Consider the following 25565-nt stretch of genomic DNA (forward strand, 5'->3'; position numbering starts at 1 on the left):
CGGCAGGGCAGGACCGGGCGGGGCGGAACCTCGCACGACGGTCCGCACCGCGCCGCGCGAGGTCCCGCCCGTCGCCACCGCCCCGCGCCGCGCGAGGTCCCGCCCGTCGCCACCGCCCCGCGCCGCGCGAGGTCCCGCCCGTCGCCACCGCCCCGCGCCGCGCGAGGTCCCGCCCCGCGCGCACCCCACCCCGTTCCCGGCCTCCCGCCGCCTCGCGCCACCCCGGCCCCGCCCCGGGCCACCGCCCCCGTGTCAGTGCCAAGTGCCAGACTCGACCACATGACCGAACGTTGGGCTCTGGCCGCCACGGAGACCGGCGGCGCCCTGCTCGCCCCGCTGGACTCCACCGGCCTGCCCACCGCCCCGGTCCTGACCGAGGCGGACCTCGTGGAGGCCGTCCGCTCCCGCCCGGAGATCACGCGCTGGGTCTGGCGGTCCACTGCCGAGATCTACCCACGCCTGCTCGCGGCGGGCGTCCCCGTGGCCCGCTGTTACGACATCGAGGTCGCCGAATCCCTCCTCCTCGCCCATGAGGGCCGTCTCGGCGAACCCCGCTCCGCGGCCGCCGCCCACGCCCGTCTGCACGGCGCCCCCGTGCCCCCCGATCCGCCGCCGCGCTCCGCCGAGCCCGGTTCGCAGTCCTCCCTCTTCGAGCCGCGGTCCGGCACCGGCCTGCCGTTCGACGACCTGCTCCAGGTCTATGCCGACCAGCTCCGCCGCCATGACGCCACGGCGCACCCGGGCCGGATGCGCCTGCTGACGGCCGCCGAATCGGCCGGCATGCTGGTCGCCGCCGAGATGAACCGTTCCGGCCTCCCCTGGCGCGCCGACGTCCACCGGGAGGTGCTCCAGGAACTGCTCGGCGAGCGCTACGCGGGCGGCGGCGAGCCCCGCAGGCTGGCCGAGCTGGCCGACGAGGTGTCGGCCGCCTTCGGCAGACGGGTCCGCCCCGACCTCCCCGCCGACGTCGTGAAGGCCTTCGCACAGGCCGGCATCAAGGTGAAGTCCACCCGGCGCTGGGAGCTGGAAGAGCTGGACCATCCCGCGGTGGAGCCCCTCATCCGGTACAAGAAGCTGTACCGGATCTGGACGGCACACGGCTGGAGCTGGCTCCAGGACTGGGTGCGCGACGGGCGTTTCCGCCCCGAGTACCAGCCGGGCGGCTCGGTCAGCGGGCGCTGGACGACCAACGGCGGAGGGGCGCTGCAGATCCCCAAGGTGATACGGCAGGCGGTCGTCGCCGACGAGGGCTGGCGCCTGGTGGTGGCGGACGCCGACCAGATGGAACCCAGGGTCCTGGCCGCGATCTCCCGCGACCGCGGCCTGATGGAGGTGGCGGGCCATGACGGCGATCTCTACACGGCGCTGTCGGACCGGGCCTTCCACGGCGACCGGGACCACGCCAAGCTCGCCCTGCTGGGCGCGATCTACGGCCAGACCTCGGGCGACGGCCTGAAGAATCTGGCCGCCCTGCGCCGAAGATTCCCGCTGGCCGTGGCCTATGTCGACGACGCCGCGAAAGCGGGCGAGGAGGGGCGCCTCGTACGGACGTATCTGGGCCGGACCAGTCCCCCCGCGGCCGGGAGCGGTGACGACGACGAGGCCGGCATTCCACAGGAGAGCGCCGAACAGCCGTCCGGCGACGGTGGGTTCACGCCGGGGTACGCATCGTCCCATGCCCGCGCACGGGGCCGCTTCACCCGTAACTTCGTGGTGCAGGGCAGCGCGGCGGACTGGGCGCTGCTGCTCCTCGCCGCCCTCCGCCACTCGCTCCGTTCCGCCGGGCTCCGGGCCGAGCTGGTCTTCTTCCAGCACGACGAGGTGATCGTGCACTGTCCGCAGGAGGAGGCCGAGGCGGTCGTGGAGGCGATCCGGTCGGCCGGTGACACCGCCGGGCGGACCGTCTTCGGCGACACGCCGGTGCGCTTTCCGTTCACCACGGCGGTGGTGGAGCGCTATTCGGATGCGAAGTAGCCCGCCCCCGCTCACGCACCGGAGCCGGGCGTGCCGGACTCCCCGCTCCCCCGTTGTTCACCCGTGCCCGGCCGCACATCGGGACCCGGCGCGGGCCGGGCGCCCGGAGCGGTCTGTTCACCGAAACCGGCCAGCCCGTGGTCGTAGTGCGCGGGACGCAGATGCTGATGACGATGCCGGGCATTGAGCCGATGGATGACGAACGCCGCGATCGCGATCATCGCCAGGACGACCACCACGGTGACCAGGGTGTTCATGCGATACCGGCCCCCTTCGATGCGCAGGCCGACGAAAGCGGCTCATCGGGAGCCGTACATGTCCAGGCTACTCCGCGCCCGGACGGACGCTCGTCGGCCGGACGGAGCAGCCGCGCCCGTGCCCGCGCCCCTGTCCTCCTGGTCCGTGTCCGCGCCCGTGTCCTCCCACGGAAGCGGAAGGGTCCGGACCGGATGAGAAGCTCCGGCCCGGACCAGGCGCGGCGTGCGCCCCACGAGGGAAGCCCCGGGGCACACCCGCGCAGCGGTGGTGCGCTTTTGCCGTGCTGCGTGTCTAACCGCGTTCCCACAGCGCGGGGACGTTCGGCGGTTCCCAGCCGGTCATGGCCGAGTGCGCCTGCAGACAGCGGTACGCGACCCCGCCGTACGTGACGCGGTCTCCCGCGTTGTAGAGCGTTCCGGCCACCCAGGTGGATCCGGGCGGGTCGGTCGGCGGATCGGTGGGCGGATCGGTCGGATCGGTCGGGCCCTGGGCGACATCGAGGACGAAGTCGAAGGTCCCTTCCTTGGCGGAGCCGACGGCCCGGACGTTCATGAGGAGTGCCGGGTCGAAGATGGTGTCCGTGTTGTTGCGCGGCTCGTCGGGGAAGTACAGCTGGGTGGTCAGGATCCCCGAACCGGGAGCCTGGGCCTTGACATGGATGTGCCGCGTCCGGCCCGGGTACAGCCCCGGCACGATCGTGGTCAGGGCGAAGGCCCCCGACTGATCGGTGAACTGGTGGCCGCGGAACGCGTATCCGCTCATGTCGTACGCGCCGTTGGTGTCGGCCTGCCAGAAGTCGAGGAGCACTCCGGGGATGGGCTTGCAGGCCCGCCCGAAGACGTATCCGCTGACGGTCAGCCGGACACCGGGCGTGCTGCCGGTCACCAGGCCCGTACGGAGCGGGAAGTTGGGCTTGAAGTAGGGACCCTCGATCTGCTCGTGGGTCGGTCCGTCGCCGTCGTCGCAGTTCGGAGTGGGGGCCAGGGGCCGGCCCCCGGTACCGGCATCGCGGGCCAGCGCGACGCCACCCCCGGCGAGCAGCGGGACGGTACCGACGACGAGTGCGGCCCTGAGGAGGGTCTTACGGCTGATCCGGCGGTCGTCGCCGGAACCTTCGGTCGCTTCTGGGGTCATGGCTGATTCCTCGGGGGGGAAGGGCACGTGCATGACACGGAGCGGAGCGGGGTGCGCGCCGCCCGGCCGGGAGGCCGGAGCGTGAGCCGGGCAGGCGCGGTATTCGGCGGCGGCCTCGCCCAGGGCCGCCGGGGCCGGGCCTTCCGTTCGGATCGGGCCGGATCGGTGCCACCGTTCTGCCGGGGCGTGCGAGCGCGTCGCGATCCGGACGACAGGCCCTACAACTGCTGCCAGAGCGCCGGCACGTTCGGCGGCGTCCAGCCGGGCTGCGCCAAGTGCGCCTGCAGGCAGCGGTAACTGCCGGAGCCGTAGGTCACGACGTCGCCCGCCGCGTACGTGGTCCCCGCCGCCCAGCTGCCGCCCGGGTCGGTCGGCGGGTCCGTCGGATCGGTGGGCGGATCGGTCGGGGTGCCACTGGTGACCAGGGTGAGTCCGTACGCCTGGAGCGCCGGGTTCACCGGCTGGAAGTACGTCGTACCGCCCTGGGAGCAGTTGCCGGATCCGCCGGACGTGACGCCCTGCGCCTGACTGCCGGAGATGAACGAGCCGCCGGAGTCGCCGGGTTCGGCGCACACATTGGTGCGGGTGACTCCGGAGACGGTGCCCTCCTGGTAGGTGACGCTGGTGTTGCGCTGCTGCACCGTTCCGCAGTGCCAGCCGGTCGTCGAGCCCGAGCGGCAGACCGACGAACCCTCCAGCGCCTCGGTGGATCCGGTGACCGTCACATCGCCGTTGCCGTACCCGTTGACCAGGGCGCGAGGCGTCCGGTTGGTGTCGGTGGCGACCCAGGAGTGGTCGCGGCCGGGGAAGGTGGAGCCCTGGAAGGAGCCCTGGGCCTGCTGGTTGTAGCCGCTGGTGCTGACCCCGGGTGTGCCGCAGTGACCGGCGCTGACAAAACCGGACTGGCCGTTGCCGCGCTTCACGGGAAAGCCGATGGAGCAGCGCCCGGAGCCGTTCATGTAGTAGGCGTCACCACCCCGCAGATCCGTGAAGGTACGGGGCTGTTCGGCCGACCGGCTCACCGTCACCACCCCGTGCGGCACATCCGCCGCGGCGAGGAAGGCATCGGCGGCCGAGGCGCGGGCGGCCTCCACGACCACGCGATTGGTGGCCACGTCGACGTACCAGGCGGGTATGTCCTCCGGGGCCCTGCGCAGCGCGACCCGGTCCAACGCGGCCTTCGCGGCGTCGAGTTCGGCCAGGCTGTGCTCGACGACGACGGGCTGGGCACCGGCCCGGCGGATCCGGGCGGTGTCCGCGGCGTCGGTGGTGGCGACGGTCAGTGCGGCGCCGTCACCGCTCACCCGGGCCCCGGCGAAGTCCGCGCCGAGGGAGTGCCGCAGCCCGGCGGCGACGGCCGCGGCCCGGGACTCGTTGCCGATCCTGTCGCGCGCCTCGGAGGCGGTCAGTCCGAGATCGCTGCGCATGGCCTTCAGCAGACCGGGCGAGAGCTGTTCGGCGCCCGCGACGGTGGGGGTGGGGAGGTGGGGAGCGGGATCGGCGGACGCGCTGCCGGTCAGGCCGGCCAGCGCGAGTACACCGACGGCCACGGTGGCGGTACACGCGGCCAGGGCACGTCTGCGGAGGATGGTTCTCTCCACGGAACTCTCCTTGACTTCGGGGGAATTGCCGCCAACGTAGCCGCGTACACGTCACCCTCAGGAGATCCCGTTCTCCCCCTCACTTCGCGTTATGGGGCCCCTTGAGCGGCGGCACCGACGGCTGTTCCGCCGGGGTGACGGGGCAGCCCTTAGGCTCCGCGCATGGCCACGCATGAACACGAGATCACCGAGCCCGTCGACCTGTGCCTGCCGGACGGCCGGCTGAACCCGGCGGCCCGCGGCTGGTCCAGGCAGCCGCTGCACCGCGCGAATCTTCGGGGCTGGGGGCGGACCAAGCGCTGGGAGTACTGGTGCGTGACCACCCCGACCCATCTCGTCGCCCTGACGGTGAGCGACCTCGACTTCCTGGCCCTGAACACGGTGTACGTACTGGAATTCGGGCCGGAAGGGCGCGAGTTCGAGCGCACCTCGATCGTTCCCGGCGGGCGCGGCGTCCGTCTCCCGGAGGTGATCGCGGGCACGGTCGGCTCACCCGCCGTGGTGGTCGGTCCGCAGCGCCCCACCGGCGGCAAGGTCAGGATCGAGATCCGTGGGAAGGACGGGGGCACCCGGTTGCGGGCCCGGTGCCTGACACCGCGCCCACCGCAGGGCGCCAGGGGCACGCGGGGTGGCGAAGAGGCCGTGGAGACCGTGGAGGTCGACCTCTTCGCCGCTCTGCCCGTCGGCCACGAGACGTTGTCCGTCGTCGTGCCGTGGAGCGGACGCCGCTTCCAGTACACGTCGAAGCACACGGCCCGCCCCGCCTCCGGTACGGTCCGGATCGGCGGCAGGGTCCTGGAGTTCGGTGAGGACGCCTGGGCCGTGCTCGACCACGGCCGGGGGCGCTGGCCGCGCTCGGTCGACTGGAACTGGGGAGCCGCCTCGGGGCGCACGGGCGGCCACACGGTGGGTCTGCAGTTCGGCGGCAGCTGGACCCGGGGCACCGGCGCGACCGAGAACGCGATCTGCATGGACGGCCGACTCACCAAGATCGGCGACGAGTTGGAGTGGCGCTGGTCGCCCACCGACTTCATGGCCCCGTGGACCATCACATCCGCGGGCGAACGGCCTGCGGTGGACCTGACGTTCACCCCTTTCCACAACCGCTCCACCCGCACCGACGCCGGTCCGATCGCCAACCGCACCGACCAGTGCTTCGGCCACTACACCGGCCTCGTCCGGGACGACGAGGGCCGCGAGATCGCCGTGGATCAGCTCCTCGGCTGGGCCGAGGACGTCCATATGCGCTGGTGATCTCCCCTCACCGCCGCCGGGACCCATAGGTTCACCCCATGCGAATAGGTGAGCTTCTGGGTACCGGACGGTCCGCGGACGTGTACGCGTTCGACGAGAATTGGGTCCTGCGCCGTTACCGCGACGGAACGGACGCCACTCATGAGTGGACGGTCATGTCCTACCTCAGCGCCCACGGCTACCCGGTGCCCCGGCTCGGCCCCCGCGACGCCGAAACGGCTCCCTGCGACCTGATGCTGCAGCGGCTGACCGGTCCGACGATGCTGCGGTCGCTGCTGTCCGGGGACCTCTCCGCGGCCGAGGCCGGCGCCATGCTGACCGCTCTCCTCGCCGAACTGCACACCGTCCCGGCCCGGCTCTCCCCGCACCCCGGGGACCGGATCCTCCATCTCGACCTGCACCCGGACAACGTGATGCTGACGCCCCGGGGCCCGGTGGTGATCGACTGGAGCAACACCAGGGAGGGCGCACCGGCCGCCGACCGGGCCATGTCGTCCCTGATCCTCGCCCAGGTCGCGGTCGATCCCCGGTCCCCCGCGTCGGCGGGTGCCCGCGCACTGCTGGAAGCCCTGATCCCGCAACTCTCCGCCTCCGGCGGCATACCCGCCCACCACCTCGCCGAAGCCGCCATCCTGCGCGCCGCCAACCCGACGATGAGCGCGCACGAGGTGGCACTCATCGACCGGGCCACGTCACTGATCACCGAGCTGACGCGGTGAACCGACACACCGCGCCCCGGCCCGTCCGAACCGCCTTCGGCCGCTCGTACCGGTGGGGCTGATCCTCCCGAGGCATCGGCACGGATCCGGCCCGGGGTTTCGCGATTCCGGGGCGGACGACACCGACACCGAGGCCGCCCCCTCTGAGCGCGGCCAGTCGGATGCGGGGTCGACCGCGAGCAGGGGACGGATCGCGCCCAGCACGGCGCCGATGCAGACATCGCGCAGCTCGGTGCGGCTGTTGTCATGATCGTCTGGATGACAGGGGCGCCGGCGAGGACCCGGTTCGCGGCGAGGACGGCGTTCCTGGGTACGGCCTGGCCTGGCTGTGGGCCGCCCGCCGCACACCGATCAACGGCACCGCGCGGTGCGGTGGCTGTCGGGCGTCTTCCTGCTGGGTGGACTCAGCCGTCTGCCGTCGCTCGCCGTGGCAGGGCGGCCGGACTCGTTCCAGCTGGTCCTGGCCGCGATCGAACTCGCCCTGCCGCCTGTGTACTTCTGGCTGGCGGACGCGGATGAACGGGCGGCGTCGAAGACGCTGCCGCACCCGGTGTCCCGGGCACAGGGCCGAAGACTCTGCCGCACGCGGTGTCCCGGGCACAGGACCGGGCGACGCCCCCGTTCCACCCTCCCGGCCGCCATGCACCGCTGCCGGAACGCCGCGACTGCCGACCTCCGCCCGACACCAACCATCCGACAGCGCCCACTCGCCACCGGCCACTCCACCAGCCCCGCCGGCCGGACCGGCCCGATTCCCTCACCGAGGCGCGCGTCATGGCGGGTTCGCGGTTCACGGGTTCCCCGATCCGTTCCGTCATACCCCGAACACGATAAAACCCCAGGTCACGGGCTATGTGACCTGGGGTTCTTCTGAGCCGCCTTCGGGATTCGAACCCGAGACCTACGCATTACGAGTGCGTTGCTCTGGCCAACTGAGCTAAGGCGGCACGCCCTGTCGCACCATGGTGCGATCAGCAGCGTCGCCAAGTCTACACAGTTTCCGGGGGTGCTCCGTACCAGCCCGGCTGCGGGCCGTTCTCGCAGGTCAGCAATGAGGCAGCCAGGGCCGGCGGTCGGTCGGCGGTACGTCGGGCGGGCTCAGGAGCACTGCTTGCCGTCGGCCGGCGGGGTGCCGTCCAGGAGGTACGTGTTGATCGCCGTGTCGATGCAGTCGCTGCCTCGGCCGTACGCCGTGTGGCCGTCACCGCGGTAGGTGAGGAGCGTGCCGGAGGAGAGCTGACCGGCCAGGGACTGGGCCCACTTGTACGGAGTGGCCGGGTCGCGGGTGGTGCCGACCACGACGATCGGGGCCGCGCCCTTCGCCTCGATGCGGTGGGGGGTGCCGGTGGGCCGGACCGGCCAGTGGGCGCAGTTCAGTGCTGCCCAGGTGAAGGTCCTGCCGAAGACCGGGGACGACTTCTCGAAGCTCGGAAGTGCCCGTGCGGCGGCATCGGCGTCGGCGAAGGCGGGCGGCAGGTCCAGGCAGTTCACGGCCGTGTTGGCGGACATCAGATTCGCGTACGTGCCGTTCGGTTCGCGTTCGTAGTAGCCGTCCGCCAGGGAGAGCAGGCCGGAGCCGTCACCCTTCTCGGCGCCGGCGAGGGCGTCGCGGAGCTGGGGCCAGGCCGACTCGTCGTACATGGCGGCGATGACCCCCGTGGTGGCGAGGGATTCGGTGAGCGCGCGGGAGCCACCGGTGGGGACGGGCCTGGCATCGAGGCCCGCGAAGAGCCGCTCGAGGCGGACGGCCGCGTCGGCGGTGGAGGTGGTGCCGAGCGGGCAGCCCGCCTTCTTCACACAGTCGGCGGCGAAGGACTGGAACGCGGTCTCGAAGCCCGCGGTCTGATCACGGTTGACGTCGAGAGACGAGAGAGACGGGTCCATCGCGCCGTCCAGGACCAGGCGGCCGACCCGGGCGGGGAACAGCTCGGCGTACGTCGCGCCGAGATACGTACCGTACGACGCCCCGACGTAGTGCAGCTTCTCGTCGCCGAGCAGGGACCGCAGCACGTCCATGTCGCGGGCCGCCTCGACCGTGGAGACATGCGGAAGGATCTTACCGGAGTGCCGCTCGCAGCCGCTCGCGAACTGCTGGTAGGCGGCGCTCAGCCGCTCGACCTCGGCGGCGTCGTCCGGGGTCTGGTCGACCTGGGTGTAGGCGTCCATCTGCGGACCGGTGAGGCACTCGACGGGCTCGCTGCGGGCCACTCCGCGTGGGTCGATGGCGACCATGTCGTAGCGGGCCCGGACCTGGGCGGGGTAGCCGATCCCCGCGTAATCCTGCAGATAGCCGATGGCCGAGCCGCCTGGGCCACCCGGATTCACCAGGAGGGAGCCGATCCGCTCGCCGGGCCCGGTGGCCTTCACCCGGGAGACGGCCAGTTCGATGTCGCCGCCGTCCGGCTTGGCGTAGTCCAGCGGCGCCCTCATCGTCGTGCACTGGAATCCCCCGACGCCGCAGTCCCGCCAGTTCAGTTGTTGCGCGTAGTACGCCTTGAGCGCGGCGGGGACGGACAGCGAGGACGAGGACGGTGAGGCGTTCGTCGAACTTCCGCTGCTGCAGCCGGAGATGAGGAGGCCGGCAGTGAGGCCGGCAGTGCCGAGCGCGATGGCGAAGATGCGGAACGGGCGCCTGGTGTCCATCCCCGGAGCGTAGTCGCCGTTCGGCGGCTCGCCCGATTCTCCGCCCGTACGGGTGAAAGCGGCGACAAGCGGTGATGACGACGAGCAGCGCCGGGCCGTGGTGATGAGCGGCGGCCCGAGTGGCGTCAGCCCGCGCGCAGGACCATCGTCATCGCCTCCACCGCGAGCAGTGGCGCCACATTGCGGTCCAGCGCCCGACGGCAGGCGATCACCGCCTCTATCCGGCGCAGGGTGCGTTCGGGCGTGGACGAGCGGGCGATGCGGTCGAGGGCGTCCTGTGCGTCCGCGTTGGCGATGGCGATCCGCGAGCCCAGCTGGATGGCCAGCACATCGCGGTAGAAGCCGGTCAGGTCGGTGAGCGCGAGATCGAGACTGTCACGCTGCGTACGGGTCCTGCGGCGCTTCTGCCTGTCCTCCAACTCCTTCATCACCCCAGCCGTGCCGCGCGGCATCCGTCCCCCGGCGACTGCGCCGAGCGCGGCCTTCATCTCCTCCGTCTCCTTGGCGTCGACCTCCTCCGCGACCTGCTTGGCGTCATCGGTGGCGGTGTCGATCAGCTCCTGGGCGGCCTTGAGACAGCCCCCGATGTCCTCGACCCGCAGCGGGAGCTTGAGTACGGCGGCCCGGCGGGAACGGGCTCTCTCGTCGGTGGCGAGGCGGCGGGCCCTGCCGATGTGGCCCTGGGTGGCACGGGCGGCGGACGCGGCCCGCTCCGGATCGATGCCGTCACGCCTGATCAGCACATCGGCGACCGCGTCGACCGGGGGCGTGCGCAGCGTGAGATGACGGCAGCGGGAACGAATCGTGGGCAGCACGTCCTCGAGAGAGGGTGCGCAGAGCAGCCACACCGTGCGCGGCGCGGGCTCCTCGACCGCCTTCAGCAGGACGTTCGCCGCGCCTTCGGTGAGCCGGTCGGCGTCCTCCAGGACGATGACCTGCCAGCGGCCGACGGCCGGGGAGAGCTGGGCGCGGCGGACCAGCTCGCGGGTCTCCTTCACCCCGATCGAGAGCAGATCCGTACGGACCACCTCGACATCGGCGTGCGTACCGATGAGGCTGGTGTGACAGCCGTCGCAGAAGCCGCAGCCCGGTGCGCCCCCCAGAGCGCGGTCGGGGCTGGTGCACTGGAGTGCGGCGGCGAAGGCTCGGGCGGCCGTGGAACAGCCGGAACCAGGTGGCCCGGTGAACAACCAGGCATGGGTCATCTTCGACCCCGGCGGCACCGGCTCCCCCGCAGCGTCGGCGGTGACCAGCGCATCGGCGTCCCGAGCGGCGGCACCGAGCTGCTCCTGCACCCGGTCCTGGCCGACCAGGTCGTCCCATACGGTCATGGGTCATCGCCCTTCCGGTGGTGTGCGGCCGCACGGCTGTCGTACGACGCGGCTGCGCGGCTGTGATGTCACTGCTCGCCGATCCGGCGTTCCCTGCCCGGATCCGGCGTACCCGACCGGGTCCCGCTTGCCCGGCCCCGGTCCCGCATCACCGGCCCAGGCCCCGCTTGCCCGGCCCACAACCCGCTTCCCTCGCATTCGGATCCGGCTTCCGGTCCGGATCCCGGATCCGGCACCCTCATCCGAACTCCCGATCCGTCTTCCCATTGTGAGGGACGGGTCTGACAATCCCGGCAGCACGGCTGCCCGGCTGCCCGGCTGCCGGGATCGTCGGACCCGCCCGGCAGCCGTCGCGGATCAGCGGCGCGGTCGGCGTCCCCGGCCCGAGGGACCCGAGCCCTCGTCGTCGCGGTGGTCGCCGAGCAGTTCGTCCGCCAGCGTGGGCAGATCGTCCAGCGGAGTCTCCTCGGCCCAGTCGGGACGAGGACGCCGGCCCCGACGCTCCTGGCCCTCCTGACCGTCCCAGTGGTCCCGCACCGGCTGCGGGGTGCCCGCGCCCGGGTCGCCCATCTGCGGAAGCTCGCGCGTGCGCTCGTTCTCGCGCTCCGGCGCGGCGCCCGCCGGACGCTCGTCACGGAAGATGCCCCGCGGAACCCGGTCCGACGGATTCGCGTCCCGAGCGTTCCAAGCGCCACGGCTGTCCCGGCTGTCCCGGGTGTCCCGAACCGGAGGAAGCACCGCCGTCTCGTCCGCGGCACCAGCGGCGCCAGGCCGGTCGGACCGCTGCTCGGAGGAGTCGGCCCGATCCGGCCGGTCGGACCGCTCCGACCGGTCGTGGATCTTCGGGATCATCGCCGTTTCGGCCTCGTCGGACGGCGCGGTCGGGGTGACCGGCGAAGGCACCGGCTGTGTCACGTCGTTCGGGCTGACGATCGGCGTCGGCACCGTGATCTCGTTGTCCGGTACGGCTGCCGCCGCGGCAGCCTCGGCGCGCGCCGCCTCCGCGGCGGCCGCCGCGTCGGCCTCGGCCTGCCGACGGGCCGCCTCGGACCGCAGCAGTGCCTCCTCGGCCTTGCGCTGCTTCTCCAGCCGCCGTGCCTCGGCCTCCTTGCGCAGCCGGGCCTCCTCCTCGGCCTGCCTGCGCAGCCGGGCCTGCTCGGCCTCGCGGGCCGCCTCCTCGGCCTCCAGCCTGACCCGCTCCTCCTCGGCCTTGCGCCGGGCCTCCTCGGCGCGCTGCCTGGCTTCCTCGGCCTGGCGTTCCTCCTCGCGCCGACGCGCCTCCTCCAGCTCGCGGCGCTTGCGCTCCTCCTCCTCGGCACGGAGCTTGGCGAGCTGTTCCTGCCGCTCGCGCTCCAGCCGCTCCTCCTCGGCCTTGCGGGCCGCTTCCTCCTCGGCCTTGCGCCGGGCCTCCTCCTCGGCCGCCCTGCGCGCCTCCTCCTGGGCCTTGATCTCGGCTTCGGAGAGCGGAAGGAGCTGGTCGAGCCGGTGGCGTACGACCGTGGTGATCGCTTCCGGATCCTGACCCGCGTCCACCACCAGGTAGCGGGTCGGGTCGGCGGCGGCCAGCGTCAGGAAACCGGACCGCACCCGGGCGTGGAACTCGGGCGGCTCGGACTCCAGCCGGTCGGGCGCCTCGGTGAACCGTTCGCGCGCGGTCTCCGGGTCGACGTCCAGCAGCACCGTCAGATGCGGTACGAGTCCGCTCGTCGCCCAGCGCGAGATCCGGGCGATCTCGGTCGGGGAGAGATCACGGCCCGCGCCCTGGTAGGCGACGGACGAGTCGATGTAGCGGTCGGAGATGACGATCGCGCCACGCTCCAGCGCCGGACGGACGACCGAATCGACGTGCTCGGCGCGGTCGGCGGCGTACAGCAGTGCCTCGGCCCGGTTGGAGAGCCCGGCCGACGACACGTCGAGCAGGATCGAGCGCAGCCGCTTGCCGACCGGGGTCGCGCCCGGCTCGCGGGTGACGACGACCTCGTGGCCCTTGGCGCGGATCCAATCGGCGAGCGCCTCGACCTGGGTGGACTTGCCGGCGCCGTCGCCACCCTCCAGGGCGAGGAAGAATCCGGTCGGGGCGGGGGCGACGGCCGGGTCGCCGCCGCGCAGCGCCTCACGCAGGTCGCGGCGCAGCGGCACGCCGGAACGGTCGTCCGTCCTGGCGAGGACGATCACGGCGACGGGCAGCAGCAGGGCGCCGATCAGCATCAGGGCGAAGGCCGCTCCGCCGTGGGCGAAGACGAAGCCTCCGGAGGTCAGCCGGTGGGTGCCGATTGCCGCGGCCAGCAGCGGCCCCGCGAGCGCGCCGAGTGCGATGAGGACCCGTACGACGGCCTGGAGGTGTTCCGTGGTCCTGGCCCGGCGGAACTCCTCGGTCTCCTGGTCGACCAGGACATGACCGGTGTGGGCGGCGACGCCCGCCGCGTAACCGGCGAGCACCGCGATCATGAGCACGGTGGCCGTGTCCGGAACGAGACCCATGGCGAGGAGCGCGACACCGGTGACGGCGATGGCCAGGGCGAGCAGCCTGCGCCGCGACAGCGCGGGCAGCACCTTCCCGGCGGTACGGATGCCGACCCCGGTGGCGCCGGTCAGTCCGAGGACCAGCAGGGCGAAGGCGGCGGGTCCGCCGCCCAGCTCGGCGGCGTGCAGTACGGCCACGGCAGCGGCGGCGGCGATCGCTCCGGCGACCGCGGCCGAGGCGCCGACGATCAGCGGTACGGCTCCGGTGCGGCCCTTGTCGGGACCGCTGCCGGTCGACGGCCGGCGCAGGCCCTCCAGCGGCGAACGCGGGCGGGGGGTCTGCGAACCGGGCAGCTCCAGGAAGTACAGGGTCGAGATGGAGGCCGAGAAGAGCCCTGCCGCGACGTACGAGCCGAGGGCCGCCTGGTGGAGCGAGAACCACTCCAGGCCCGAGCCCAGCAGGTTGCCGATGAGCGTGGCGATCAGCAGGACGGCCGCGGCGGCCGGGACGGCGGCGAAGTCGGTACGGAGGGAGAGCCGGCGCAACGCGTCCAGGTGGTCGGGCAGGGGACGTACCGCGGCACCCTCGGGGGGCGGGGCGGGCAGCAGCGCCGGGGCCGCGCCGTCCTTGGCGACCGTCCACAGGCGTTCGCTCGCACCGACGACGAAGACGGTGATCAGGATCATCATGAGTGCCTTGTCGGGCATCCAGTCGATCCACAGCGGCGCGACGACCAGCAGCCCGAGCCGCAGCCCGTCCGTGCCGATCATCAGCCACCGCCGGTCCAGCGGTCCTCCTGGCGCGGTGAGCGTCGTCAGCGGCCCCAGGAGTACGGCTCCGAAGAGCAGGGTGGCAAGGATCCGGGCACCGAACACCGCGGCGACGGCGAACGCCGCCCCTCGGTACCCAGCTCCGAATGAGCCCTCAAGGACCGCCGCTTGCAGCGACATCAACACCAGCACGAGAAGGGCGAGTGCATCGCCGATACCACCGACGAGCTGGGCGCTCCACAACCGCTTCAGCGGGGGAACACGCAACAGGGCTCGTACGGCGCGCTCGCGTGAGTCTGCGGCAAGTGTGTCGGAGGTGGGGCTCACGACCGTTGGCTGCTCGGCTCGCGTCATCCGCCCAGCCTATCCGGAGCGGCGGGGTCCCCGGAGGCCACGCCCGAACATATGGGCGCCCGAGGGCGCTCCGGCCCCCCGACGACCGAGGAACCGTGCCCTGCCCCTGTGGTCCCCTTCGGCTCCCGAGGGACGGGGTGCCGGGCCCGGCACCCCGTCCCCCTCCCGGACCGGAACGGGCCCCGCCGCACGGACTCCGCTCCTCGCGCACACTTCCGGCGCACAAACGCCGGAGGGGCTGGAAGACCCAGCCCCTCCGGCGATCGGACCGCTCGTACGGTCAGTCCTCCACGGACGCCGAGGCCGCCTTCTTCGTCGCGGTCGCCTTCTTGGCGGCCGTCGTCTTCTTCGCGGTGGTCGTCTTCTTCGCCGTGGTCTTCTTCGCCGCCGTCTTCTTGGCCGCCGCCGTGGTCTTCTTGGCCACCGTCTTCTTCGCGGTCGCCTTCTTGGCCGGAGCCTTCTTCGCCGTCTTCTTCTTGGCGGGCCCCTTGGCGCGCTTCTCGGCGAGCAGCTCGTAGCCGCGCTCCGGCGTGATGGTCTCGACGCTGTCACCGGTCCGGAGCGTCGCGTTGGTCTCCCCGTCGGTGACGTACGCACCGAAGCGCCCGTCCTTGACCACGACCGGAGCCCCGCTCACCGGGTCGGTGCCCAGCTCCTTCAGCGGCGGCTTGGCGGCGGCGCGACCCCGCTGCTTGGGCTGGGCATAGATCGCGAGGGCCTCGTCGAGGGTGATGTCGAAGAGCTGTTCCTCGGAGGTCAGCGAACGCGAGTCCGTGCCCTTCTTCAGATACGGGCCGTAGCGGCCGTTCTGCGCGGTGATCTCCACGCCGTCGGCGTCCTCGCCGACGACACGCGGCAGCGACATCAGCTTGAGCGCGTCGGCCAGCGTCACCGTGTCCAGCGACATGGACTTGAAGAGCGAGGCCGTCCTCGGCTTCACCGCGTTCTTGCCGGTCTTCGGGGTGCCCTCGGGCAGCACCTCGGTGACGTACGGGCCGTAACGCCCGTCCTTCGCGATGATCTGGTGCCCGGTGATCGGGTCCGCACCGAGCTCGAAGTCGCCGCTCGGCTTGGCCAGCAGTTCCTCCGCGTACTCGACGGACAGCTCGTCGGGTGCCAGGTCCTCCGGCACGTCCGCGCGCTGGTGTCCCTCGGAGTCCTTCTCGCCGCGCTCGATGTACGGACCGTAACGACCGACCCGGAGCTTGATCTCGTTGCCGACGGGGAAGGAGGAGATCTCGCGCGCGTCGATCGCGCCGAGGTCGGTGACGAGCTCCTTCAGTCCGCCGAGGTGGTCGCCGTCGCCGTTGCCCGCGTCGGAGGCCGCGCCCGCTCCCGCCGTGTCGTCGCCACCCGCACCGAAGTAGAAGCGCTTCAGCCACGGCACGGACTGGGCCTCGCCCCGCGCGATGCGGTCGAGGTCGTCCTCCATCTTCGCGGTGAAGTCGTAGTCGACGAGTCGGCCGAAGTGCTTCTCCAGCAGGTTGACCACGGCGAAGGAGAGGAAGGACGGGACGAGCGCCGTGCCCTTCTTGAAGACGTAGCCGCGGTCCAGGATCGTGCCGATGATCGAGGCGTACGTCGACGGGCGGCCGATCTCGCGCTCTTCGAGCTCCTTGACCAGCGAGGCCTCGGTGTAACGGGCCGGCGGCTTGGTGGCGTGCCCGTCGACCGAGATCTCCTCGGCGGAGAGCGCGTCGCCCTCGGCGACCTGCGGGAGGCGCCGCTCACGGTCGTCGAGCTCGGCGTTCGGGTCGTCCGCGCCTTCCACGTAGGCCTTCATGAAGCCGTGGAAGGTGATCGTCTTGCCGGACGCGGAGAACTCGGCGTCGCGGCCGTCACTCGCCCGGCCGCCGATCTTGACGGTGACGGAGTTGCCGACCGCGTCCTTCATCTGGGAGGCGACGGTCCGCTTCCAGATCAGCTCGTAGAGCCGGAACTGGTCGCCGCTGAGACCGGTCTCGGCCGGGGTACGGAAGCGGTCCCCAGAGGGGCGGATCGCCTCGTGCGCCTCCTGAGCGTTCTTGACCTTCCCGGCGTACGTGCGCGGCTTGTCCGGCAGGTAGTCGGCGCCGTACAGCTGCGTGACCTGTGCCCGCGCCGCGGAGACCGCGGTGTCCGAGAGGGTCGTGGAGTCCGTACGCATGTAGGTGATGAAGCCGTTCTCGTACAACTTCTGCGCGACCTGCATGGTGGCCTTGGCACCGAAGCCCAACTTCCGGCTCGCCTCCTGCTGGAGCGTCGTCGTACGGAACGGGGCGTAGGGGGAGCGGCGGTACGGCTTCGACTCGACGGACCGCACGGCGAACGTGGCGTCGGCGAGCGCGGCGGCCAGGGCACGGGCGTTCGTCTCGTCCAGGTGCAGCACCTGGCCGGCACCGGACTTCAGCTGCCCGTCCGGACCGAAGTCACGGCCCTGGGCGACGCGGCGGCCGTCGACCGCGCTGAGGCGGGCGGCGAGCGTCGACGGATCGGAGGCGTCACCGGCGCGGCCGGTGCCGAACGTGCCGGTCAGGTCCCAGTACTCGGCGGAACGGAAGGCGATGCGCTCACGCTCCCGCTCGACGACGAGACGGGTCGCGACGGACTGGACGCGGCCGGCCGACAGCCGCGGCATGACCTTCTTCCACAGGACCGGCGAGACCTCGTAGCCGTAGAGCCGGTCGAGGATACGGCGGGTCTCCTGGGCGTCGACCATGCGCTGGTTGAGCTCGCGCGGATTGGCGACGGCCTCCCGGATCGCGTCCTTGGTGATCTCGTGGAAGACCATCCGGTGGACCGGAACCTTGGGCTTCAGAACTTCCTGCAGGTGCCACGCGATGGCTTCGCCCTCGCGGTCCTCATCGGTGGCCAGGAAGAGTTCGTCGGACTCGGCGAGCAGCTGCTTGAGCTTCCTGACCTGCGCCTTCTTGTCCGCGTTGACGACGTAGACGGGCTGGAAGTCATGCTCGACGTCGACGCCGAGCCGACGGACCTCGCCGGTGTACTCGTCGGGGACCTCGGCGGCGCCGTTCGGCAGGTCGCGGATGTGCCCGACGCTCGCCTCGACGACGTATCCGGGGCCGAGGTAGCCCTTGATCGTCTTCGCCTTGGCAGGCGACTCGACGATGACGAGTCGGCGGCCGCCCTGTGCGGTCTCGCTGGTCGGGGACAACTTCGCTCTTCTCTCCGGTCGACACTCAGTGGGCATCCGGGCAGCGCCATGACGCTGCCGACGGTGCCGTCGCTGCGGAGTGTGACGGTACAACCCGCCCCCGTGTCAAACGGCAAAAGCCCGCAACGGCCACTCGAACGGTAACCCGACTTCCGCCATTCCTGCCGCCCGGACCACCCGGCCCACCGCGCGCACGGTCGCTGCCTGCGGGTTTCTGGTCGCTGTGACGGCGGCGCGGGCACAGGTGGTGAAGAGCGGTCGGTCCGGGCGTGTTCCCCGGCGCGGCCCACCGGGCCCCTCGACTCCCGGCCGGGCCCTGGGGGGGGGTGGATCAGATGCGGGTGAAGCACCACACACCGAGGACGAGAAAGAGTACGCCGAACACAGTGGCGAGAGTGGCGGAAGCGATGGGGCTCACACCCTGCGCCACCGGCGCGCGGTGGAGCACGCGCGACCCCGTCCACAGCAGCAGCGCGGCACCGAACAGCGCGAACGCCGTTCCGGCGAAGACCGCAGGTCCGCTCTCCATGCCCGTACGCCTTCCTGTCCCTGTCCGGCCGGGGCCTGTGCCGTCCGGTCAGGGGGAGGCTGCCACCCCGGGGCGTCGTGGACGCGAACCCCGGGTGAATGGCCGGATTCACGCATCCCGGATCCACCGGTCCCGGCCGCGAGGAAGCGCGGAACCGCCACCCCGGGACACCTCCGGGCCGAGGGCCAACCGGAATCAGCGGCCTCTCACGGCGAGCCCCGGCGGTGAGCGAAAAGACACTGATGGCAAGGTCGCTCCTTACGTCGGGCGGCACGCACCCGAACCGGAACGGAGCCGAATGCCGGAGCCCGGTGCCGGGGACGGCCGGCGGGCCCGGAGACCATTGCCCGGAGCCGGAGGGGGGAGCTTGATGATCGGCCCCTGTACTGTCCCCGGGGCCGACCCGGGAATCGTGCCCGGCGTCCGCGTCCGCGTCCCGGAACGAAGGCGAACGCGGCAGCCGCTCGCCCCTCCCGGGCCCCGGGAGCACGGCCTCGCCATCAGCTCACCTGGCCGCTCCGGCCCACCGGCAACGTCAGCTCACCGGCGCCACCGGCTCCAGGAAGCCTTCCTCGACCAGCAGCCGGATCGCCTGCGGGGTGCGGTCGCGCAGCAGCACCGGGTCCTCGTTCATCAACTGGGCGATCGCGTCCAGGATCCGGCCCGCCGGCAGTGTCCCGTCGCACACTCCCGCGAAGCCCGCGCCGACGGCATCGACCTTCGTCGCACGCCGCATGCCGCGGTTCTGACGGAGCACCACGTGCTCCGGGTCCTCCGCGCCCGGCAGTCCGACCTGTTCCTGCACGACCTCGGCGGCGAGAGTGAAATGCCCGGCCAGGAGCGCCGCGTCGTCCTGTTCGCGGAGGTAGTCCTGACGGGCGAAGTGGGCCTGGACCGCCGGTCCCAGCGGCTGCTCCACGGCGTGCGGCCATTCCTCGATCACGACCGAGGGGTTCCCGGCCGCCGCCGCGGCGGACTTCCGCAAGGTGATCCAGCCGAAGCCGACGCCCTTGGTCTTGCGGGCCTCGAACTCGTCCAGCCAGGCGTCGTACCGCTCGGCGTACTCGGCGGGATCCGTGCGGTGGTCGCCGCTGTCGCGCAGCCACAACTCCGCGTACTGCGTGAGGTCCTGGACCTCACGCTGGACGATCCAGGCGTCGCAGCCGTGCGGTACCCAGGAACTCAGCCGGCTCTGCCACTCCTCGCCCTCGACGTGCTGCCAGTTGGCGAGGAAGTGGGCGTATCCGCCTTCGTTCAGCCGGTCGCCCGACTGCTGTACCAGGGTCCGGCACAGGTCGTCGCCGCCCATGCCGCCGTCGCGGTAGGTGAGACGGGCTCCGGGCGAGATGACGAACGGCGGGTTGGAGACGATCAGGTCGTACGTCTCCGCGCCGACCGGCTCGTACAGGGATCCCAGACGCAACTCGGCCGCCGGGGCGCCGGACAGGGCGAGCGTCAGTCGGGTGAAATCCAGCGCGCGCGGGTTGAGGTCGGTGGCCGTGACCCGGGTGGCGTGCTGCGAGGCGTGCAGCGCCTGGATGCCGGAGCCCGTACCGACATCGAGGGCGGAGGCGACAGGCGTACGGACGGTGATCCCGGCGAGTGTGGTGGACGCCCCTCCGACGCCGAGCACCACGCCCTCCTCCCGCGAACCGATGCCGCCCGCGCCGCCGACCGCGCAGCCCAGGTCGGAGACGATGTACCAGTCCTGTCCCTCGGGCCCGCCGTACGGCCGGACGTCGACCGTGGCCCGCACCTCGCCGTCGGCGGTGTGGGTCACCCAGCCGTCCTCGATGCACTCGGCCAGTGGGAGCGCGGCACGGGCCCGCTCGTACGGGACGGGGTGCTGGAGCAGGAAGATCCTCACCAGGGTGTCGAGCGGGGAGTCGCCCCGGGTGGCGCGCAGCGCCGGCACCGTCTCGCCGCGGGCGAGCGCGGCGTAGGCGGGCGCACCGAGCAGATCGAGGAGCCCGTCGGCGGTGAAGGCGGCGGCGAGCAGGGCTTCGCGGAGCCGGGGCGAACGGTCGGGCGCGGGGAGACAGGTCGTACTCACCCACCCATTGTGGCCGTTCCCACTGACAACGGCAGCGGCCCGGCGCCCGCCGGGGGCGCCGGGCCGTGCGTGCAACGGCTGCGTCGACTACGACCGCCGCGACCGGGCGGTCACGACTTCTTGCCGGGCGAGGTGGACGGCGACGGGGACTCCGACTCCTGGGAGCCGGCGTTCGGCGGCACCGAGGCCGTCGGCTTCTGGCAGCCCTTCTGCTTCGCCATCGCGGCGCCGACCTCACCGGACTGAAGCTTCTTCAGCGCCTCGTCACCGCTGGTGCTGATCTTGTTCAGCTCGTCCGCGATGCCCTTGAGGCCGTCGGCGAACTTCGCCTGGTCCTTCGTGTCGAGGGCATCGACCTTCTTCTGCAGGTTCGCGTACGCCGCGGAGGAGGCGTTGAGCTCCTTCACGGCCTCCTTCTGCGTGGTCTCGCCGCCGTCGACCGGCGGCGCTCCCGCCGAGTCGACAGCCGCGCCGAGTGCCTTGTACGCCTGCGAGATCTGCTGGAAGGCGGCCGAGTCGGTCCTCTGGACATCGGCGGGCTTGCTGTTGTCGGCGGTCTGCTGCTGGATGGCGGCGTTGGCGTTCGCGATCTTCTGCAGTTGGGGCTTGACCTGGTCGCAGACCGTCTTCGCCCAGTCGTTCACCTTGTTGCTCTTGTCGTCGCTGCTGCAGCCCGACAGCGTAAGTACCAGTACCGCACCGCCGGACAGCGCGGCCGCAAGCTTCTTGTTCACCGGATCGGTCCCTTCCAAGACTCTCGGCCCCGGAACTTACACGTCGGGCGCACTCCATCCGGGTGCCGGGCGTCCGATCAGTGAGCATTTGCAGCCATTTGCACCAAGGGAAATGAGGGAGATACAACTCACCCGCCCAGCCCTCGGGACATGGGAACAGGTGCGCGAGCAAGTGCGCGGTCGGGCGTATTGACCGGGCGGACAACCGAGTGATCGCCAGGTGGGCCATCGGACGGACAACCGAGCGCACCACCGGACAGCCAGGGCTGAGCGCCGGAGAGACCACCGGGCGGACGCCGCATCAGAATGCCTCGTCCGCCCGGACGTTGGGTCACGGCAGATTACGCGCCTCAGCCTTCCCCACGCCGCCGCTTCACGAAACGGCTGCCTGGTCGGGCGACTCGGCGGGCCTGCCTCCTCCCCCGTCCCCACCGCTCGGGCCCTCTTCGTCCCCCACGGCGATCCCGCGCCGTTTGGAGACATAGACCGCTCCGACGATGACGGCGGCGGCGAGTACCGCCACCAGCGCCCGCACACCGGCGCTCGCGTCGTGCCCGTAGCTGAACTGCACCACCGCCGGAGCGATGAGCAGCGCGACCAGGTTCATCACCTTGAGCAAGGGGTTGATCGCCGGCCCCGCCGTGTCCTTGAACGGGTCGCCGACCGTGTCACCGATGACGGTCGCGGCATGGGCCTCGCTGCCCTTGCCGCCATGATGACCGTCCTCGACGAGTTTCTTGGCGTTGTCCCACGCGCCGCCGGAGTTGGCGAGGAAGACCGCCATCAGCGTGCCGGTACCGATGGCGCCCGCGAGATACGAACCGAGCGCCCCGACACCGAGCGTGAACCCGACGGCGATCGGCGCCATGACCGCGAGCAGGCCCGGCGTGGCGAGCTCGCGCAGGGCGTCCTTGGTGCAGATGTCGACGACCCGCCCGTACTCCGGCTTCTCGCTGTGGTCCATGATCCCGGGATGCTCGCGGAACTGCCGCCGCACCTCGTAGACCACGGCCCCGGCGGACCGGGACACCGCGTTGATCGCCAGCCCGGAGAAGAGGAAGACGACCGCGGCGCCGAGGATCAGACCCACCAGATTGTTGGGCTGCGAGATGTCCAGGCTGAGTGTCATCTCCCCGGCCTTGGCCCCCACGTCTCCGACCGCGGTGGCGATCGCGTCGCGGTACGAGCCGAACAGCGCCGAGGCCGCCAGGACGGCGGTGGCGATGGCGATGCCCTTGGTGATGGCCTTGGTGGTGTTGCCGACGGCGTCCAGGTCGGTCAGGACCTGAGCACCGGCTCCGGTGACGTCACCGGACATCTCCGCGATGCCCTGCGCGTTGTCGGAAACCGGGCCGAAGGTGTCCATGGCCACGATGACACCGACGGTGGTGAGCAGCCCGGTCCCGGCGAGGGCCACCGCGAAGAGCGCCAGCATGATCGACGTGCCGCCGAGCAGGAACGCCCCGTAGACGCCCAGACCGATCAGCAGCGCCGTGTAGACGGCGGACTCCAGACCGAGCGAGATGCCGGCGAGTACGACGGTGGCCGGGCCGGTCAGCGAGGACTTGCCGATGTCCCTGACGGGACGGCGGTTGGTCTCGGTGAAGTAGCCGGTCAGTTGCTGGATCAGAGCGGCCAGCACGATGCCGATGGCGACGGCCACCAGGGCGAAGACCCGCGGGTCGCCGCCGTGCGAGGTGATGGCGCTGTCGGTGACACCGCCCAGATCCGCGTACGAGGACGGCAGATAGACGAAGACCGCCACGGCCACCAGAACCAGCGAGATCACGGCGGAAATGAAGAATCCGCGGTTGATGGCGGTCATTCCGCTGCGGTCGGCACGCCGCGGGGCGACCGCGAAGATCCCGATCATCGCGGTGACCACGCCGATCGCCGGGACGATCAGCGGGAAGGCCAGTCCGGAGTCGCCGAAGGCGGCCTTGCCGAGGATGAGCGCGGCGACGAGGGTCACGGCGTACGACTCGAAGAGGTCGGCCGCCATGCCCGCGCAGTCACCGACGTTGTCGCCCACGTTGTCGGCGATGGTGGCGGCGTTGCGCGGGTCGTCCTCCGGGATGCCCTGCTCCACCTTGCCGACCAGGTCGGCACCGACGTCCGCGGCCTTGGTGAAGATGCCGCCACCGACCCTCATGAACATGGCAATCAGCGCGGCACCGAGACCGAAGCCCTCCAGCACCTTGGGCGCGTCGGCGGCATAGACGAGGACGACGCAGGAAGCGCCGAGCAGGCCGAGACCCACGGTGATCATGCCGACCACGCCGCCGGTACGAAAAGCGATCTTCATCGCTCTGTGCGAAACAGCGGTGAGATCCTTTTCGGGTTCACCTTCCGCGGGAGTCGCCTCACGCGCAGCAGCAGCCACACGGACATTACTCCGTACGGCGAGTCGCATGCCGATGTATCCGGTGGCCGCCGAGAAAAGCGCACCCACCAGGAAGAACAACGAACGGCCGGCACGCTGCGACCAGTTGTCGGCCGGAAGCAGCAGAAGCAGGCAGAAGACCACGACCGCGAAGACGCCCACGGTGCGCAACTGCCGGGCCAGATAGGCATTCGCGCCTTCCTGGACGGCGGCCGCGATCTCCTTCATGCGGTCGGTTCCCTCACCGGCCGCCAGCACCTGCCGCACCAGCAGCCGGGCTACGACCAGCGCGGCCACGGCGACGACCGCGATGACGATCACGATGACGCGGTTGTCATGGGTGAGCACCGCGTCCGCGAGCGACACGGGTCGATCAAAGGGTGTGACACCGGAAGGTGCGGAACCGGAAGGTGCGGAAAATGCGGAATCTTGCGTCAGTCCTGCCAGTGGGGTGTTGAAGAACTCCGCCATACGTCCTCCTTGACGCTCAGCGCTCAAGACGTGGACGGATTGTAAGGAGCAGAAGCTGATCAAAACAGTGCGCGGTGAATGTAATTGACCTTCGCGGGTGGATCGACAAATGATCGCAACAGTGGATCGACCCGAATACAGTAATGGGGCAGGCACATTTTCCGTAGATCATTGATCGGACGGAAATGAAAAGAGGCCCTGCTCAGCAGGGCCTCGAAAGGCGGATCAAGGAATTGATCCGAGAAGACATCCGGCGGGATCGCCACAGACGTACCCGCCTGTGGCGCCTGCCTGCGGATCCTCAGGGAAGCACGGTCACGGGTGTCTTCGGCCAGCTCATACGGATCACTCCACCCTTGACTCCCGATCTGACTTCCACATCATCGACGAGGCCGCTGATGACCGCGAGACCCATCTCGTCCTCGCCATCAGCGTCGGTCTCGGGTTCCGGCTCATCGAGCCCCACGCCGGGCGTGGCGCCGCGTGCCGCAGAGGCTCCGGCGGGCCCACCGGAAGCGGACTCGATGCCCGGTCCGGGCACCTCGTCGCCGACCTCGATGGAGAAGGACTTCTCCTCCTCGGTCAGAACGACGGAGACGGGAGCGGTGATGCCATGACTGCGATGCAGCCCGACTGCGCGGCTGCAGGCTTCACCGACGGCGAGTCTGACCTCGTCGAGCACGGCTTCGTCGACACCGGCCCGGCGCGCCACGGCGGCTGCCACGAGGCGGGCCGTCCTGACGTGTTCGGGCTGGGCACTGAAGCGGAGTTCAACGGTGGCCATGCGATCCCCTTCAGACGTACGGGCGTGCACCCCAGGGACCCGGGCACGCTGCCCGGTCCCCGGCTCTTCTTCCGGTCTTTTCCCGGTCTTCAGTTCGATCTTCCGGCCTTCTGGCGGTCTCGCTCCGGCCCTTCTCCGGAACCGACGAGCCCGTCGGCCGACCGAGCTGGTCGTCGACCGCCGCGCAGACGGCCCGCCGACCTGCAGCTGCCGACCGGCCGGGAGAATCCCACCCGGCGGTCAGCCCATTCCCAGCGGCCCCGCACAACCGGCGACCGACCGGCATCCTGCCCGTCGGACCCTCGGCCGCCGGATGGCGGACAGACTGCCGAGCGACCGGACACCGACCAGCTGCTCGGACGATCGTTCGACCGGTCCGGGGCTCCGGCCTTCGGCTCCCCGGCCACTGACCGCTCCGCTGACCCACCATCCGGCCGGCTGCCTGGCTGCCTTCGATCCAATCGGCCGCCAGGCCCGCCGGCGTTGCACCGGTCGCCTGTGACAGCTGCCGGTACTGCGGTCGGCCACCGGACCGGTCTGCAGCCGATCCGACGAGCGGACCGGCCACGGACCGGGCGTCAGTCGGTGGCCGCTACGGCCTCGTCGACCGTGGTGTGAATCGGGAACACCTTGGTCAGACCGGTGATCCGGAAGATCTTGAGAATGCGCTCCTGGTTGCAGACCAGGCGCAACGAGCCCTCATGGGCCCGGACACGCTTCAGGCCGCCCACGAGCACGCCGAGGCCGGTGGAGTCGAGGAAGTCGACGCCTTCCATGTCGACAACCAGGTGGTAGCTGCCGTCATTCACCAACTCGACCAACTGCTCGCGCAGCTTGGGCGCGGTATACACATCAATCTCGCCACCGACCTCGACGACCGTACGGTCGCCACCAGGGCCGGACACATTGCGAGTCGACAAGGACAGGTCCACGGATCCTCCAGCACCTTGCTATC

At 71.2% G+C, this 25565-nt stretch carries 16 protein-coding genes, 1 tRNA gene and 2 pseudogenes; 4 read left to right on the forward strand and 15 right to left on the reverse strand.

The window, feature by feature from the left end; all coding sequences use genetic code 11:
* The first annotated feature begins 279 nt into the window (after nucleotides 1–279).
* Nucleotides 280–1974, forward strand: a complete 1695-nt coding sequence (locus ACIOHC_RS04185) for a bifunctional 3'-5' exonuclease/DNA polymerase (RefSeq protein WP_365691796.1) — start codon at nucleotides 280–282, stop codon at nucleotides 1972–1974.
* An 11-nt stretch (nucleotides 1975–1985) separates the two neighbouring features.
* Here the strand turns inward: ACIOHC_RS04185 and ACIOHC_RS04190 are convergent, their stop codons facing one another.
* The 3 genes from ACIOHC_RS04190 to ACIOHC_RS04200 form a co-directional block, all read right to left on the reverse strand.
* Entirely contained in the window at nucleotides 1986–2231 is a 246-nt protein-coding gene (locus tag ACIOHC_RS04190) for a hypothetical protein (protein ID WP_351077553.1), read from the reverse strand.
* 292 nt (nucleotides 2232–2523) lie between these two features.
* Nucleotides 2524–3366: a carbohydrate-binding protein gene (locus ACIOHC_RS04195; protein WP_401841305.1), complete on the reverse strand. Its 843-nt coding sequence runs from the start codon at nucleotides 3364–3366 to the stop codon at nucleotides 2524–2526.
* Between the two features lie 218 nt (nucleotides 3367–3584).
* Entirely contained in the window at nucleotides 3585–4967 is a 1383-nt protein-coding gene (locus tag ACIOHC_RS04200) for an alpha-lytic protease prodomain-containing protein (protein ID WP_401841308.1), read from the reverse strand.
* A gap of 162 nt (nucleotides 4968–5129) precedes the next feature.
* On the opposite strand from ACIOHC_RS04200, the gene ACIOHC_RS04205 reads away from it, so the two are divergent.
* Both ACIOHC_RS04205 and ACIOHC_RS04210 read left to right on the forward strand, forming a co-directional pair.
* On the forward strand, nucleotides 5130–6221 hold the full coding sequence (locus tag ACIOHC_RS04205; protein WP_401841310.1) for a DUF2804 domain-containing protein: 1092 nt from the start codon (nucleotides 5130–5132) through the stop codon (nucleotides 6219–6221).
* A gap of 38 nt (nucleotides 6222–6259) precedes the next feature.
* A complete protein-coding gene (locus ACIOHC_RS04210) occupies nucleotides 6260–6940 on the forward strand; it encodes a phosphotransferase (RefSeq protein ID WP_401841312.1) in 681 nt (226 codons plus the stop codon).
* A 150-nt stretch (nucleotides 6941–7090) separates the two neighbouring features.
* Here ACIOHC_RS04210 and ACIOHC_RS04215 read toward each other — a convergent pair.
* A pseudogene (locus tag ACIOHC_RS04215) lies at nucleotides 7091–7248 on the reverse strand (TetR/AcrR family transcriptional regulator); the annotation flags it as partial.
* Between ACIOHC_RS04215 and ACIOHC_RS04220 the strand changes: the two are divergent.
* Nucleotides 7249–7469, forward strand: a pseudogene (locus ACIOHC_RS04220) (DUF4345 domain-containing protein); the annotation flags it as partial.
* Nucleotides 7470–7813: 344 nt separating this feature from the next.
* Here the strand turns inward: ACIOHC_RS04220 and ACIOHC_RS04225 are convergent.
* The 11 genes from ACIOHC_RS04225 to ACIOHC_RS04275 form a co-directional block, all read right to left on the reverse strand.
* Nucleotides 7814–7887 (reverse strand) — tRNA-Thr (locus ACIOHC_RS04225).
* Nucleotides 7888–8038: 151 nt separating this feature from the next.
* The gene (locus ACIOHC_RS04230; protein WP_351076962.1) at nucleotides 8039–9583 is read right to left on the reverse strand and encodes an alpha/beta hydrolase; all 1545 of its coding nucleotides are present in this window, start codon (nucleotides 9581–9583) and stop codon (nucleotides 8039–8041) included.
* 125 nt (nucleotides 9584–9708) lie between these two features.
* Nucleotides 9709–10914, reverse strand: a complete 1206-nt coding sequence (locus tag ACIOHC_RS04235; RefSeq protein ID WP_401841315.1) for a DNA polymerase III subunit delta' — start codon at nucleotides 10912–10914, stop codon at nucleotides 9709–9711.
* A gap of 357 nt (nucleotides 10915–11271) precedes the next feature.
* On the reverse strand, nucleotides 11272–14502 hold the full coding sequence (tmk, locus tag ACIOHC_RS04240) for a dTMP kinase (RefSeq protein ID WP_365692928.1): 3231 nt from the start codon (nucleotides 14500–14502) through the stop codon (nucleotides 11272–11274).
* Nucleotides 14503–14782: 280 nt separating this feature from the next.
* On the reverse strand, nucleotides 14783–17656 hold the full coding sequence (topA, locus tag ACIOHC_RS04245) for a type I DNA topoisomerase (RefSeq protein WP_401841317.1): 2874 nt from the start codon (nucleotides 17654–17656) through the stop codon (nucleotides 14783–14785).
* 331 nt (nucleotides 17657–17987) lie between these two features.
* Nucleotides 17988–18185: a hypothetical protein gene (locus tag ACIOHC_RS04250; protein WP_351076972.1), complete on the reverse strand. Its 198-nt coding sequence runs from the start codon at nucleotides 18183–18185 to the stop codon at nucleotides 17988–17990.
* Between the two features lie 535 nt (nucleotides 18186–18720).
* Complete coding sequence (locus tag ACIOHC_RS04255; RefSeq protein WP_401841319.1) at nucleotides 18721–20238, reverse strand: methyltransferase; 1518 nt, start codon at nucleotides 20236–20238, stop codon at nucleotides 18721–18723.
* 110 nt (nucleotides 20239–20348) lie between these two features.
* Complete coding sequence (locus tag ACIOHC_RS04260; RefSeq protein WP_401841321.1) at nucleotides 20349–20972, reverse strand: small secreted protein; 624 nt, start codon at nucleotides 20970–20972, stop codon at nucleotides 20349–20351.
* A gap of 373 nt (nucleotides 20973–21345) precedes the next feature.
* A complete protein-coding gene (locus tag ACIOHC_RS04265; protein ID WP_365692925.1) occupies nucleotides 21346–23826 on the reverse strand; it encodes a sodium-translocating pyrophosphatase in 2481 nt (826 codons plus the stop codon).
* A gap of 301 nt (nucleotides 23827–24127) precedes the next feature.
* On the reverse strand, nucleotides 24128–24610 hold the full coding sequence (locus ACIOHC_RS04270; RefSeq protein WP_351076982.1) for an ATP-binding protein: 483 nt from the start codon (nucleotides 24608–24610) through the stop codon (nucleotides 24128–24130).
* Between the two features lie 578 nt (nucleotides 24611–25188).
* Nucleotides 25189–25542, reverse strand: a complete 354-nt coding sequence (locus ACIOHC_RS04275; RefSeq protein WP_003967428.1) for an STAS domain-containing protein — start codon at nucleotides 25540–25542, stop codon at nucleotides 25189–25191.
* Nucleotides 25543–25565: the final 23 nt, after the last annotated feature.

The sequence above is a fragment of the Streptomyces sp. NPDC088252 genome, assembly GCF_044740965.1.
In the GTDB taxonomy this organism is placed as follows: domain Bacteria; phylum Actinomycetota; class Actinomycetes; order Streptomycetales; family Streptomycetaceae; genus Streptomyces.